Raw genomic sequence first — 14,861 nt, forward strand, 5'->3', positions numbered from 1 at the left:
ATACAAATGCTATTTAATGGAATAATTTTATTAGTTATATACAAAAGAATGAGGATAGTGAATGAATAGAAAATTAAACAATAAGAGAAGTTTTATTTTTATAAAGTATGGAATGGAAATAGGAGGAATAGAAACTTTTTTATTTAAATTTATAAAATGGTTAAATAAAAAGAATGTTAGAGTAATTTTTATAATGTTAGCTGGAACAAAAATTGCAGATAAATTTAAAAAAGAATTTTTAAATAAAAATATTGAAATATATGAAGTTGATATTTATTCTAAAGACTGGAATAAAAAATTAAAAATATCTGGAGAAAAAAATGAAACTTTTTTAGCATATGCTTTTAACTTATATCAGTTTGCTTTATTGCAAAAAATTATTTTAGAGAACAACTTAGTTGCTGATATATTTTTTTGGGTACCACATTTCGCAGAATATCTTTTTCTTGAAAAAGAATTTTTTTTCCCATTTAAATTTATTATGAAAAAATATTTTGGAAAAATACTTCAAAAAATGGAATTTAATAATAATATAATTTACGTAAATCATTTACATGGAGAAGCGCTAAGAAAAAATTATAATATTAAAATAGAAAATTTAGAAGAAAAATTAGTTGAAGTTATACCAAATAAAATTTATCCTTTTGATTATACGAAAATAAGAGAAAAGAGCAAGAGAAAGAAATTTAATATTATAACAGTAACTAGATTTGTATTTCCACATAAAATTTACTTATTAGGATTAATAGAAAGTTATGGAATTTTAAAACAAAAATACCCAAATTTAACTTTAACTATTATAGGATATGGAAGAGATGAAGAATATGTAAAAAAAGAAATAAGTAAACTAAATGAAAAAGCGCAGGAAGATATAAATTTAATAGGAAAAGTAGAATACGAAGAATTAAGAGAATATTTTGAAAAAGCTCATTTAAATATAGGTGTAGCGGGAACTATTTGTGATGGAGCTAGTTTAGGTGTAATAAGTATTCCAGTGAGACATTATAATAGAAAATGTGAGGGGTATGGATATCTTCCTAAAAGTAAAAATTATATTATTTCAGATAAAGAGGGTATTCCAATAGAATATTATATAGAGGAATTAATTAAAATGGATGAGAATAAATTTATAAAATTATGTGAGGAATCATATAACACTTTTACAAATATAAATATAGGAGAGTATTGGAAAAAAACTTTGGATCAGACTAATAAAAAAACTGGAAGACATGTAATACCTTATTTATTTATGCAATTTGTATATTGGAGATATTTATTAGCTTATAAGTTAAAAATTTTAATGGGGAAAAAATAATGGAAAAAAAAAGTATTATCAATTCTTTAGTATGGAGATTTTTAGAAAGAGGAGGAACTCAAGGAATACAGTTTATACTTCAGTTAATTTTAGCTAGAGTATTAACTCCAAGGGATTATGGAGTAGTGGCACTAATAACAGTATTTATAGCTATTTCGACTGTATTTGTTCAAAGTGGATTTAATACAGCTCTCATACAAAAAAAAGAAATAGATGAAGAAGACATATCATCAGTATTTTATATAAGCCTACTTATAGCTATAGTAGTGTATTTAATACTTTGGATAATTGCTCCAATTATAGCGAGTTTTTATAAAATATCCGAATTAGGTCTAATAGTAAGAGTAATGGGAATAGGATTATTCTTAAATGTTCCTAATTCAATTCAAAATGCTATTATCTCAAGAAATATGGAATTTAAAAAACTATTTTATAGTAGTTTAGTAGCTACTACTATTTCAGGACTAATAGGTATTATATTAGCTTATGAAGGATTTGGAGTATGGTCTTTAGTGTATCAACAGTTGATAAATCAAGTCTCTGCGTGCACTATATTATGGATTGCAATAAAATGGAGACCTAAATTATTTTTTTCAATAAAAAAAATAAAACAATTATTTTCTTTTGGAGGAAAATTATTATGTTCGTCTTTAATTGATACTATTTATAGAGAATTTATAAGTTTAATAGTTGGTAGAATATATACTCCAACTATGTTGGGATATTATAACAGAGGAAATCAATTTCCAAATATTATAGTGACTAATTTTAATGGGACAATTCAATCGGTAATATTTCCAGTTTTAGCATCTGTGCAACATGATAAAATTAAAGTAAAAGAAATTATGAGAAAAGCAATAATGATGAGTTCCTACATAATATTCCCAGCAATGATAGGACTTATAGTTATATCAGAACCAATGGTAAAATTAGTATTAACTGATAAATGGCTTCCATGTGTTCCTTATTTAAGAATATTTTGTTTATCTTATGTATTATGGCCCATTCATACTGCTAATTTACAAGCAATAAATGCTATTGGTAGAAGTGATATATTTTTAAAGCTTGAAATAATAAAAAAAGTTGTTGGAGTTATTATTATATTAATAACTTTGTGGGGAGGTCCATATATGATAGCTTTAGGTACAGTAGTTAGTAGTATAGTTAGCTCTTTTATAAATTCATATCCTAATAAAAAATTATTAAATTATAGTTATATAGAGCAAATAAGAGATATTTTTCCTTCTTTTATTCTTTCTATAATTATGGGAGCAATTATATATTTTATACAGTTATTAAAATATAGTGATTTATTAATTTTAATATTACAGATATTATTTGGTGTAATAATCTTTGTAATATTATCGTTTATTTTTAAAAATGAAAGCTTTTTATATTTGTTAAGTATGGTGAAAAATAGAAAGAGAGGATGAAAATGAATATATTATTAACTTCCGTTGGAAGAAGAAGTTATTTAGTTGAGTATTTTAAAAATGAATTAAAAGATAAAGGAAAAGTATATGTTGCAAATAGTACAAATCAATCTTCAGCATTTCAATATGCAGATGAATATGTTATAACACCTCTAATTTATGATGAAAACTACATTAGTTTTTTAAAAAAATATTGTTTAGAAAAAAATATAAGTGTAATTATTTCATTATTTGATATTGATTTATTAGTATTAGCAAAAAATAAAGAGGAATTTAAAAAAATAGGAGTTCAAGTTATTGTATCTGAAGAAAGTGTTATTAAAATATGTAATGATAAGTGGGAAACATTTTTATTTTTAAAAGGTAGAAAAATAAATGTACCTAAAACATATATTGATTTAAAAAAAGTTTATGAAGAATTAAAGAATGAAAATATAAATTTTCCTTTAATATTAAAGCCACGTTGGGGTATGGGATCTATAGGAGTATATGAAGCTGAAAATATAGAGGAATTAGAGATTTTTTATCAAAAAATAGAAAGGCAAATTCAGAAAACATATTTAAAATATGAGTCAATTCAAACTATTGGAAAAAATGTTTTAATTCAAGAAAAATTAAAAGGGCAAGAGTATGGTTTGGATATTATAAATGATTTAAATGGAAATTATATAACTACATTTGTTAAGAAAAAAATTGCAATGAGAGCTGGAGAAACAGACTGTGCAGAAGTTATAGATTCTGTAAAGCTAAGAAATTGTGGAGAGGATATATCAAAGGCTTTAAAACATATAGCTAATTTAGATGTAGATTTATTTTTAGTAGATAATAAACCATATATTTTGGAAATGAATGCTAGGTTTGGAGGCGGATATCCTTTTAGTCATTTAGCTGGAGCTAATTTACCTAAAGCTATAATAGAGTGGCTAGAAAATAAAGAAGTAAAAACAGAAGAAATATTAAATATAAATTATGGAATTTTAGGTCAAAAAGATATAAAAATAACAAGATTATAATTAATATTTAGAAATGAGGAAAAAATAATGAATAATATTTCAACACCATATTTTTTGATTGATAAAGAAAAATTAGATGTAAATTTTAATGAATTATATAAAGCATTTAAAAGTAAATGGAGTAATTTAATAATAGGATATTCTATAAAAACAAATTCACTGCCATGGATTATTAGCTATTTTAAAGAAAAAGGGGCTTATGCAGAAGTTGTTTCAAAAGATGAGTTTGAATTGGCAAAAGCTTTGAATTTTTCTTTAAATAAAATTATATATAATGGCCCAATTAAGAGTAAAGAAAGTTTATATGAAGCTTTAAATGGAGAAAGTATAGTTAATATTGATTCTTTTACAGAAATAGAGTGGTTAAAAAAAGAAAAGCCTTTGAATAAAAAAAAATGGAAAATAGGAATAAGAATTAATTTTGATTTGGAAAGTATGTGTCCTAATGAAACTGTTATGGGAAAATTGGGAGGAAGATTTGGCTTTAACTATGAGAACGGAGAATTTTATAATGCTATTAAAGAATTAAAGGAAATAAAATATATAGAGATAGTTGGAATTCACTTACATAATAGTACTAAAACAAGAAGTTTAAATATTTATAGAGCCATTTCAACAATGGCAGTAAAAATAAGAAATGAGTTTAAAGGTTTAAAATTAGAATATATTGATGTAGGTGGCGGTTTTTTTGGGGGAGTAAAAGATAAACCACAATTTATTGAATATGCTACAGAAATAGCTAAAATTTTGGAAAAAATTTTTCCTAAAGATATATATTTAATTATAGAACCTGGAGCTTCATTAGTAGCATCTCCAATTTCATTTATTTCAACAATTATGAGTGAAAAAAAGGTAAAAGAAAATAGAATATTAACTATAGATGGAAGTTGTAATAATATAAATCCTTTAATGAGAGATAAAAAATTTAATATAAAAATAGATAGAAAATTTGAAACTAAAGAGATCATAACTAATCAAATAATAGCAGGATATACTTGTATGGAAAATGATATATTGTTACACTTAAAAAATGAAAAAAAGATAAGTATAGGAGATAAAATAGAGTTTGTAAATATGGGATCTTATACAATGACATTATCTCCTCTATTTATAGAATATTTTCCTAAAGTATATTTGAAAGATAAAGAAGAGTATATTTGTGTTAGAGAGAGATGGACAGTAAAAGAGTTTTTGCAAAAAAATAAATTTTGATAAGAGAGAAGATGAAGATAGGGGTATATGTTTCAGATAATGCAACAACTTTAAAAAATATATTGTTTATTATGAAAAAATATTTTCCAAATATCTATCATTTATAAAATATATATTTGTTGACAAGGAAGAGAATAAAAGAAGAAAATTTATAAAGAATTTCAAATAGAATTTTTAGAAAAAATTTAAAAAGAGGTTTCTGAAATAATTTATGAAGTTTCTAAGAAAATTGAAGGTGAATATATATTAATTTTTGGAAAAAGAATTTTAAAAGGTAAATTATTAAAAAATATAAAAATAAAATAATAAATTTTCCATCCAGCAATTTTACCTAAATTTTAAAAAAATGGAAAGGAATAATTAAAGAGCTTTTAAATATTTATCTCAACTTGAATATTATGAATTTGATTTTGTATTTACTCATAATAATGAATATAAAATATTAGAGATAAATTTTTTGACTCAGTTAGATATGTTATAGATAGAAGGAAGTATTTTAAAATTTAAATATGGAGAATTTTATTTAGAAAAGCTATAAAATTTTGGGAGAAATTAAATGCTAAATTTTAAAAGGATAAATAAAACAAAAGAAATAGAAAGATTGTTATATAAGTATAATGATAATTTTTCACCTAGAATTTCAACTATTGTAAAAAATATGCAAGAATATGCCAAAAAATTAGCAGAAAAATCATATTTTTATAGTATTATAAATTTTCAAGAAGAAATAGGAATACTTGGATTTTATTTAAATCTAGATTTAAATCAGTGTTATATAAATTTAATATGTTTAAAAAGAGAGCATCAAAATAAAGGATTAGGATATTATATTTTAAAATTTTGTGAAAAGGAAGTAAGAAAATATAAAATATCTAGAATAAGATTAGAGGTTTATAAAAATAATAAAAAAGCTATTTCTTTTTATAAAAATAATAACTTTAAAAAAGAAAATATAGAAAGTGAAAAAACATATCATTTAGTAAAGTTATTGGAGGAAGAATAAAATGAATAAAAAAATATTGGTAACTCATTCTTCAATGCCTAAATTTGAAGAATATTGTGAAGAAATAAGAGAACTATGGGATTCTCATTTTTTAACAAATATGGGAGTAAAACATAAACAATTAGAAAAAGAGTTAGAAAGTTATTTAAAAACTGAAAATATTACTTTATTTACTAATGGTCATTTAGCATTAGAGTGTGCTATTGCAGCTTTTGACTTTGAAGAAGGAGCAGAAGTTATAACTACACCATTTAGTTTTTCTTCAACTACTCATGCAATAGTAAGGAATGGATTGACTCCAGTATTTTGTGATATTAATTCTGAAGATTATACTATTGATGTAACTAAATTAGAGAGTTTAATCACAGAAAAAACTTGTGCAATAGTTCCAGTTCATGTGTATGGAAATCTTTGTAATGTTGAAGAAATTGAAAAAATAGCGAAGAAATATAATTTAAAAGTTATATATGATGCAGCTCATACTTTTGGTGTAGAGAAAAATGGTAAAGGTGTGGGTTCATTTGGAGATGCTTCAATGTTTAGCTTTCATGCTACAAAGGTATATAATACAATAGAAGGTGGAGCTATAGCATATGGAGATATTAGTTTAAAGAAAAAATTAAATGATTTGAAAAATTTTGGAATAACAGGTCCAGAATCAGTTGAATATATTGGTGGAAATGCTAAAATGAATGAATTTCAAGCTGCTATGGGAATATGTAATTTACGTCATGTAGATGGTGAAATTTTAAAAAGAAAAGCTGTAGTAGAAAGATACAGAAATAAATTAGAGAATATAGAAGGAATAAAATTATCTTCAACTCAAGAAGGAGTAAAATCTAACTATGCATATTTTCCGGTAGTTTTCGATAATTATAAATATACGAGAGATGAGGTATTTGAAAAATTAGAAAAAGAAAACATTATAGCTAGAAAATACTTTTATCCATTAATTAATGATTATGAATGTTATAGAGATAAATACAGTTCTAAAGATACTCCAGTAGCTAAATATATTTCTGATAGAATTTTATGTTTACCAATATATGCTGATTTAGAATTAGAAATAGTAGATAAAATTTGTGATATTATATTGAAGTAGATAAAAAGGAGATAGAGATTATGAAAGGAATAATATTAGCAGGAGGAAGTGGAACAAGACTTTATCCAATTACAAAAAGTGTGTCAAAACAGATATTGCCAATATATGATAAACCAATGATATATTATCCTCTTTCTGTACTCATGTTAGCAGGCATAAGAGAGGTGCTTATAATCTCTACTCCAAGAGATTTAAGATGTTTTGAAGAGCTTTTACAAGATGGAAAAGAACTAGGTATGAGTATAACATATAAAGTTCAAGAGAAGCCAAATGGTTTAGCAGAAGCATTTATAATTGGAGAAGAATTTATAGGTAAGGATAGTGTAGCTTTAGTATTAGGAGATAATATCTTTTTTGGGCAAGCCTTTTCACCTATTTTAAAAGAAGCAGCAAAATTAAAAAAGGGAGCGGAGATATTTGGTTATCTAGTAAAAGACCCTAGAGCTTATGGAGTAGTAGAGTTTGACAAGGATAGAAATGTAATATCTATTGAAGAGAAGCCAGAGAATCCAAAATCAAAATATGCAGTACCAGGGCTATATTTTTATGATAATAGTGTAATAGAGAAGGCTAAAAGTATTAAACCAAGTAAAAGAGGAGAGTTAGAGATAACAGATTTAAATAGATTGTATTTAGAAGAAAAATCTTTAAAGGTAAATCTATTGGGAAGAGGCTTTGCTTGGTTAGATACAGGTACACATAAGAATTTATTACAAGCATCTAACTTTATAGAAACTATACAAGAGAGACAGGGAAATTATATAGCATGTATAGAGGAGATAGCTTATCGTAATGGGTGGATAACTAAAGAGGAGTTAATTAAGTTAGCAGAGCCATTATTAAAGACAGATTATGGGAAATATTTAATAGAGATAGTTAATGAATAGAAAATTTTTGGAGAGATATATGTTAAAGATAAATGAGAATGTATACAACAGAATAGGAGAGTTAGGTGTATATATCTATACCCTCTCTCTATTTATCTCAAAATCTGGAATAAGTATAGGGCTAGGATTTTTGATTCTAGCTTTTTTACTGTATATTTGGGATAAAAGAAAAATAAGTTTAACAGTAGAGGAAAAATATATACTAGCTATTTTAATTCTACTGCCAATATTTAGTTTATTATCAGTAGGTGGAAGTTATTCTTTCCAGAGAGCTTTAGAGAAATCATATAGGTATATAGGATTGTTCTTTATACCTTTATTTTTACAGAAAGATAAAATTGTAGAGAGAGTATTATCACTTTTCTCTTTGAGTATAGTTATAAGTTTTGTAAATGGAATATTTTTCTACAAAAAGCTTAAATGGAATTTTAATGAGAGGTTGATTAGCTTTTCGAGTAATCCATTAGATGAGGCTCATATACTAGCTATGGGAAGTATGTTGGTATTAGTAGCTATGGTTTATTATATTAAAGAGAAGAAATGGTTATATACATTGTTTTATAGTATAACCTTTATACTTTCTCTAATAGCTTTATTATTAACTCAAGGAAGGGGAGCTTGGATAGGATTTGTAGCTGCTCTATTTATAGTTCTGTTCTTTTTATTTAAGAGTAAGAAGAAGTTTGTTATAGCTATGTTAGCTATCTTTCTTTTAGGGTATGGAGCTATAAATAGTAAAGTTTTAGAGAATAATAGATATATTAAAAGGATTGTAAGTATAAATAGTAAAAATGATAATTCAAATAAGAGTAGAATACTTTTATGGCAAAGTGGTATAGAGATGTATAAATCTCATCCAGTCTTTGGAGTTGGAAGAGATAATGCTGGTGAATTTTCATTAGAATATATGAAAAATTATTTTAAAGGACAAAAACCTAATTATTTTTCTAAAAATATGATGAAGTTAGCAGAGGCAGGAAATTTACATAGCTTATATATAACAAGTTTAGCAGAGGAAGGTATACTATTCTTTCCTTTTATAGGAATGTTCCTATTTATCCTATATAGACAGATAAGATACTGTATAGGTAGAGAAAGAGATATGAATTACTACATAGTAGTAGGAACAATAGGTATGTTAGTAGCTTTCTTAGTGGGAGGACTAACAGAGAATGTATGGAGAGAGATATGGAAATCCAATATGTTAGTTTTCATAATTGGGTTATATCTATCTAGGGTAAAAAACACAGAAAGAGAGTAATTAAAGTTGCTCTCTTTTTTCTTTAAAAAAAATTATTCTCACTAAATATCAATAAATGGTGATTAATGGAAAATCTTTAAAAATAAAGCTTTACAAATCCAAAAAATATAATAATATATATTTAAAGATTATACATAACACTAATTACAGAATGATAAAAAATTTTAGAGGTGAGGGTTATGGCAAAAAAAGATGATGAAAAAAGCAAAAAAGAGTTTCAAAGAGAGTGTGAGCGTTACTTACTTAAGAAGCTGGAGGATCTTCCAGAGTTTGATAAGAAGTTTACACAGGAGCTTGAGGATAAGTATGGGATATGGGTTACAGTAGAAAAAGCTATGGAGATTGTAGGTAAGAGTAGAAGTACTATTTACAAGTACAAAGATGAGAATAGCTTTATTTACAGACAAAATGAAAGAAAGATAATGATATACACGAAAAGCTTAATTTTTGTGTTGTAAAATAGAATAAAATCTCTTTGATTTCCACTAAAATTATAGTATAATAGTACAATACGATAAATTTAGTTAGGAGAAAAAGGTATGCATAAAGAAAAAGAGTATGGATTGTTTACAGCTATTGCTATGATAGTGGGAATAGTTATAGGATCAGGAATATTTTTTAAAAGTGACAACATATTAGTGTATACTAATGGAAGCATAATAAAGGGTATTTTAGTATTTACAATTGCTGCTATTGGTATCATCTTTGGAAGTTTAACAATAGCAGTATTAGCATCAAGAACAACAAAGCCTGGAGGGCTTATAACTTATGTAGAAGAGTACATAGGACCTAAGGTAGCAGGGGCACTAGGATGGTTTCAAGTGTTTATATATTTCCCAGCTATACTAAGTATAGTTTCTTGGATAGTAGGAGTATATCTATGTATGCTTATGGGGTGGGAAGGAACTCCAGAGAGAGTAGGGTTTATAGGGTTAATAGCATTTTTAATCATCTACTTTGTAAACTATTTCTCAGCTCTATTAGGGGGAGCTTTCCAAAACTTTAGTACTGTATCAAAGGTAGTTTTAATAGCTGTATTAGCTATAGCAGGTTTTATCTATGGAGATCCAAAGCTTATAACTTCATCTGAGGTTGTAGAGGCAACTGGTAGCTCATTAGCTTGGATTGGAGCATTATCTCCAATAGCTTTTTCATATGATGGGTGGGTAGTTGCTACATCTATATCACACGAGATAAAGGACTCTAAGAGAAATCTACCAATAGCATTAGTATTTGGACCAATATTTGTTCTTATAGCTTATGTATCTTACTTTGTAGGAGTAAGTATATTAGTGGGACCACAAAGAATAATGGAGCTTGGAGATGCTCACGTAAATGAAGCAGTAACTATGCTTTTTGGAACTGGTGGAGCTAAGATCTTCTTAATTCTAATCCTTATATCTGTTCTAGGAACATTGAATGGATTTACATTAGGATTCTTAAGAATGCCATATCTACTAGCTATTAGAGATATGTTCCCTATGGCAGAAAAGGTAGGGTACTTAGAAGAGGGGCACCATGTACCAAAGTGTTCAGCTAAGATAGCATTTGTAATCTCATTAGTATATATATTTATTAACTATATAACTTTAAAATATGATGTTATCCCAAACTCTGATATATCAGAGATTCCAATAGTGGCTAGTTACATCATATATGTTATACTATATATCTGTGTAATTAGACTATATCTAAAAGGAGAGATCCAAGGGGTAGGAAAAGGATTAATAGTTCCTTTAATAGCTGCTATAGGTTCTCTTACAATAATAGTTGGAGGATTACAAAATCCGATGACTTTCCTTTATCTAGGTATATGTGGAATAGTAGTACTGATAGCATTGAGATATTTACATAAGAAAAGCGTTGCTTAAGTTAGATAAATAGGATATAATATCTAGAGATAAAAAATTAGGAGGAAAGTAAGTTGAATCAATTAGAAGAGAGAGGATATTATGAAGATGATGAAATTGATTTAATGGAGTTACTTCATACTTTGTTGAAACATAAACTTACAATAGTTGTATCCACTATACTTATTATATTAATAGTAACTTTAGGTGGATATATATATAATAGAATAAATACAGTAAATAGTGCAATAATAGGATTTAATTACCCAGAGTTAGAGAAGGGAAAAAATCCAGATGGCTCTATATTTTTAAGAACTAATATTATACCTTTAGATGTAATAAATCAAGTGTATGAACAATATAAGGGAAGTATGAATAATGAGAGTTTAGATGAGTTTAGAAATGCTATTGTGGTAGAGCCAATAATACCAGCTTCTACTCAAACTCTTATTGATAACGCTCTAAAAAGAGGGGAAAACTTATCTTTTACAGCAAGTAACTATGAGATTACTCTTAAGGAAAAAAACAAAGATATACTTGCTAAGTTAGTAAATGATTCTATTGCTAGATATATAAATAGGTATAAGCCGACATATACAATTCAAGAAATAGGAAATGATATTTATAACTATGATTATAGTGATAGCTATGTGCTATTAAATGAGAGAGTAAAGATGATGGAGATGGCAATATCTTCATATGAAAATAAGAACTATATATCATCTAGATTAGGGTACTCTTTTGATATGATAGCAGAAAGAATAAAAAACTTTAAAAATGTAGAGTTACAAGATTATTATTCATACTATACAATAAATGGATTCTCTAAGAATAGAGATAATAAGCTGATGAGAATTGATTCTAAGATACAAGAGTTAGTATTAGAGAATCAAGCTCTAGAAGGAAAAGCTAAGATTTTAAAAGAGATGTTGCAAGATCTTAAACCTAATCAAAAACAGCTTATAATTCCAAATGTTGGGCAAGAGGGAGTAACTATCAATGATCAAAATGATTATTACTCGAAGTTAGTAGCAGATTATGTAGTAATTAATAACGATATCCAAGATAATAAAGTAAAAATAAAATTATTAGAGAATAGTAAATTGGATATAAAAATTCCTAGCTCAGAAGCTAAAAAGATTTTAGAGGAAAAGTTAAAAGTTTCTGTGGAAAAATTAAATAGAATAATAGAGGATATGAATAGTCTAAGTAAAGAATATATAGATTCTACATACTCAGATATGATAAAAATAGTTTCACCAGTTACTACATCAACTGAAGGGAAGCCTTTAATTCTATTTATAGGAATTGGAGTTATACTGGGTGGAATGTTAGGGATATTCTTAGCATTTATGAAAGAGTTTATAAGAAACTATAAAAATAAATATAATTAAAAACATGACAAAATGTGGAGGAAAGAATGAATCAGCTAGAAGAAAGAAAGTATTACGAAGAAGATGATGAAATTGATTTAATGGAACTAATAAGAACTCTTATGAAGCATAAGATAGCGATAGGAGTTACAACTATAGCTGTAACATTGGTATCTTTAATAGGTGGTTATATTTATAATAAGATGAGTACAGTAAATAGTGCAATAATAGGCTTTAATTACCCAGAAATAGAGAATGGGAAAAATCCTGATGGCTCTGTTTTTCTTAAGGAGTATATAGTACCACTAAATGTATTAAATAATAATTATTCAGAATATCATGATACTTTAAAAGCTAAGAAAATAGCTGATTTTAAAGTTGGAATAAAAGTGGAAGGATTGATTCCAGATGCTATCCAGACAAGAATAGAAGCTGCTCTAAAAAGAGGGGAGAATATATCATATACTCCGACTCAATATAAACTATCAACAAAAGAAAATAAAGATGTATTAGAGAGTGTTGTTACTGATACAGTAAATGAGTTTATAAATAAATATAAACCAAATTACAGTGTAGCTAAAATGGAAGAGTTAGGGAATTATGACTATGATAATATTTACTCATTATTAAATGATAGAATATCTTTGTTAAAAAATAATATTGATTCAGAAGCTAAGAAAAATTATGTATCAAATAAATTGGGATATTCTTTTAATGAATTATTAGTAAAAGTAGAAAGTTTAGAAAGAGTTGAACTACAAGATTACTACTCTTATTTTACTGTAAATGGATTGAGCTTAAATAAAATAATGAGAGAGATAAGATATGACTCAGAGATAAGAGATGTAAAGTTAGAAAAAGAAAAATTACAAGCTAAATCACAAATGATAAAAAATATGTTAGAGGAATTTAAACCAACAAATAGAAATTTAATTATCCCTAATGTTGGAGAGTTTGGAATAAAGATAGATACTGAAAATGAATATTATTCAAATCTAATAAATCAATACTTGACAATTAACAGTGAGATAAAGGATAAAGAGTTTATTATAAAAAAATTACAAGAGGAGAAAGGAATAGTAAACTATCCATCTGAAGCTCAAAAAGAGGTAATTGATCAAAAATTACAAGTGATAAGAGAAAAGTTAAATAATATAATAGATGAACTGAATAAATTAAATGAAGAGTATGTAAATGCTAAATATTCAGATATGATAACAATAGTTTCTCCAGTAATAGAAACACATAATGGAAAACCATTAGTTCTATTCCTAGCAGTAGGAGTGGTATTAGGTGGAATGTTAGGAATATTCTTAGCTTTCACAAAAGAGTTTGCAAAAAACTACAGAAATAAATATTCTAAATAATAAAAAAGGGGAATAGTGAATAGCTATTCCTTTTTTGTAATTATCAGGAGGGGTTATGGAAAGAGTATTTCTTTATGATATGGATAGGGTTTTACTGATATTTTTACTTTTGGCAAATTTAGAAAAGGACAATATAACCTATGTAACATATGAGGGTAAGGAGAAGATGCTAGAAAGTTTACCTGGAAGGAAGATAGTTTTAGAGAATTCGAGAATGTATGCTAAAAATCCAATATTTAATAGATTTAAGATGGCTGGGTATATAAAAGAGATAAGAGGGAGTTTGGCTGAACTTTTAAAAAGGATAGAGAAGGGTGAGGCTAAGCTATATGGAATGGATAATCTAGAGCTTGGGAGAAGAGTGTTCTACAAGGAAAAAATCAATGTGATAGAGGAGGGAACACTTAACTATATGCCATATAAGGCAAGTCCAAAGGGAGCAAAGGAGAAGATACAGGATATGATATCTTTTATCTATGGACTTGGAGAGAGAAAGGTACTTATGGGATATGGAGATAGATGTGAGAGAGTTTATCTGACATCTGCACTGTGTGAGAGTATTCCAAGTGGATTGGAGAGTAAGGCTGAGATAGTTGATCTTCAAGGGCTTTGGAATAGGAAGAGTAAGAAAGAGAAAGTTTTAATTAAAGGGGTATTCAAATTTAATGATGAGATATTTGAAAAGATAGATGGTGAGACAGTTATGATATTTACACAACCTCTATCTGAAGATGGGATAATCAGTGAGGAGAGAAAGATAGAGCTATACTCTAAAATGATAGCTAAATATCCTAATAGCTCTGTAATTATAAAGAGTCATCCGAGGGAGAAGACAGATTATTCAAAATATTTTAAAGATTGTTATGTGATGAAGGAGAGATATCCTATTGAGCTACTTATAGTTATGGGGGTAAAGCTTGAGAGGGTTGCTACACTGTTCTCTACAGCTGTATTTAGTTTTGGAAAAGATGTGAAGGTTGATTTTTATGGAACAGAGGTAGACGATAAGATATTTGAAAGATTTGGTAGCTGTGATAAGATAATG

Annotated in this window: 13 protein-coding genes; all 13 read left to right on the top strand. The window is 26.7% G+C overall.

Translation table 11 applies throughout. From position 1 onward, the window contains the following. Positions 1-61: 61 nt before the first annotated feature. Complete coding sequence (locus IAA47_00355; GenBank protein ID MBU3841446.1) at positions 62-1,315, top strand: glycosyltransferase; 1,254 nt, start codon at positions 62-64, stop codon at positions 1,313-1,315. After that, positions 1,315-2,748: a lipopolysaccharide biosynthesis protein gene (locus tag IAA47_00360; GenBank protein MBU3841447.1), complete on the top strand. Its 1,434-nt coding sequence runs from the start codon at positions 1,315-1,317 to the stop codon at positions 2,746-2,748. Before IAA47_00355 ends, IAA47_00360 begins: the two co-directional genes overlap by 1 nt. A gap of 2 nt (positions 2,749-2,750) precedes the next feature. After that, positions 2,751-3,761: an ATP-grasp domain-containing protein gene (locus tag IAA47_00365; GenBank protein ID MBU3841448.1), complete on the top strand. Its 1,011-nt coding sequence runs from the start codon at positions 2,751-2,753 to the stop codon at positions 3,759-3,761. A 27-nt stretch (positions 3,762-3,788) separates the two neighbouring features. After that, positions 3,789-4,973, top strand: coding sequence for a hypothetical protein (locus tag IAA47_00370; protein ID MBU3841449.1), 1,185 nt, complete (start codon positions 3,789-3,791; stop codon positions 4,971-4,973). Between the two features lie 556 nt (positions 4,974-5,529). Further along, positions 5,530-5,976, top strand: a complete 447-nt coding sequence (locus IAA47_00375; GenBank protein ID MBU3841450.1) for a GNAT family N-acetyltransferase — start codon at positions 5,530-5,532, stop codon at positions 5,974-5,976. A gap of 1 nt (position 5,977) precedes the next feature. Next, positions 5,978-7,078 carry a DegT/DnrJ/EryC1/StrS family aminotransferase gene (locus IAA47_00380; protein MBU3841451.1) on the top strand — a complete coding sequence of 367 codons (1,101 nt, stop codon included), beginning with the start codon at positions 5,978-5,980 and terminating at the stop codon, positions 7,076-7,078. A gap of 20 nt (positions 7,079-7,098) precedes the next feature. After that, complete coding sequence (gene rfbA, locus IAA47_00385) at positions 7,099-7,965, top strand: glucose-1-phosphate thymidylyltransferase RfbA (GenBank protein MBU3841452.1); 867 nt, start codon at positions 7,099-7,101, stop codon at positions 7,963-7,965. A gap of 19 nt (positions 7,966-7,984) precedes the next feature. After that, entirely contained in the window at positions 7,985-9,226 is a 1,242-nt protein-coding gene (locus IAA47_00390) for an O-antigen ligase family protein (protein MBU3841453.1), read from the top strand. 179 nt (positions 9,227-9,405) lie between these two features. Further along, positions 9,406-9,684, top strand: coding sequence for a hypothetical protein (locus IAA47_00395; GenBank protein MBU3841454.1), 279 nt, complete (start codon positions 9,406-9,408; stop codon positions 9,682-9,684). Positions 9,685-9,765: 81 nt separating this feature from the next. Continuing rightward, positions 9,766-11,097, top strand: a complete 1,332-nt coding sequence (locus tag IAA47_00400; protein MBU3841455.1) for an APC family permease — start codon at positions 9,766-9,768, stop codon at positions 11,095-11,097. A 53-nt stretch (positions 11,098-11,150) separates the two neighbouring features. Beyond that, entirely contained in the window at positions 11,151-12,470 is a 1,320-nt protein-coding gene (locus tag IAA47_00405) for a hypothetical protein (protein ID MBU3841456.1), read from the top strand. A 26-nt stretch (positions 12,471-12,496) separates the two neighbouring features. Continuing rightward, the gene (locus IAA47_00410) at positions 12,497-13,816 is read left to right on the top strand and encodes a hypothetical protein (GenBank protein ID MBU3841457.1); all 1,320 of its coding nucleotides are present in this window, start codon (positions 12,497-12,499) and stop codon (positions 13,814-13,816) included. 55 nt (positions 13,817-13,871) lie between these two features. Continuing rightward, positions 13,872-14,861: glycosyltransferase family 52 protein (locus IAA47_00415; GenBank protein ID MBU3841458.1), on the top strand; the 990-nt coding region annotated here is incomplete at its 3' end.

The sequence above is a fragment of the Candidatus Fusobacterium pullicola genome (assembly GCA_018883725.1).
In the GTDB taxonomy this organism is placed as follows: domain Bacteria; phylum Fusobacteriota; class Fusobacteriia; order Fusobacteriales; family Fusobacteriaceae; genus Fusobacterium_A; species Fusobacterium_A pullicola.

What these genes read in the sequence shown, in the direction of transcription:
- IAA47_00365 (MBU3841448.1), top strand. Translation starts at nt 2,751, where the DNA reads ATGAATATATTATTAACTTCCGTTGGAAGAAGAAGTTATTTAGTTGAG.
- IAA47_00390 (MBU3841453.1), top strand. Translation starts at nt 7,985, where the DNA reads ATGTTAAAGATAAATGAGAATGTATACAACAGAATAGGAGAGTTAGGT.
- IAA47_00395 (MBU3841454.1), top strand. Translation starts at nt 9,406, where the DNA reads ATGGCAAAAAAAGATGATGAAAAAAGCAAAAAAGAGTTTCAAAGAGAG.
- IAA47_00370 (MBU3841449.1), top strand. Translation starts at nt 3,789, where the DNA reads ATGAATAATATTTCAACACCATATTTTTTGATTGATAAAGAAAAATTA.
- IAA47_00355 (MBU3841446.1), top strand. Translation starts at nt 62, where the DNA reads ATGAATAGAAAATTAAACAATAAGAGAAGTTTTATTTTTATAAAGTAT.
- IAA47_00380 (MBU3841451.1), top strand. Translation starts at nt 5,978, where the DNA reads ATGAATAAAAAAATATTGGTAACTCATTCTTCAATGCCTAAATTTGAA.
- IAA47_00400 (MBU3841455.1), top strand. Translation starts at nt 9,766, where the DNA reads ATGCATAAAGAAAAAGAGTATGGATTGTTTACAGCTATTGCTATGATA.
- rfbA (MBU3841452.1), top strand. Translation starts at nt 7,099, where the DNA reads ATGAAAGGAATAATATTAGCAGGAGGAAGTGGAACAAGACTTTATCCA.
- IAA47_00410 (MBU3841457.1), top strand. Translation starts at nt 12,497, where the DNA reads ATGAATCAGCTAGAAGAAAGAAAGTATTACGAAGAAGATGATGAAATT.
- IAA47_00375 (MBU3841450.1), top strand. Translation starts at nt 5,530, where the DNA reads ATGCTAAATTTTAAAAGGATAAATAAAACAAAAGAAATAGAAAGATTG.
- IAA47_00360 (MBU3841447.1), top strand. Translation starts at nt 1,315, where the DNA reads ATGGAAAAAAAAAGTATTATCAATTCTTTAGTATGGAGATTTTTAGAA.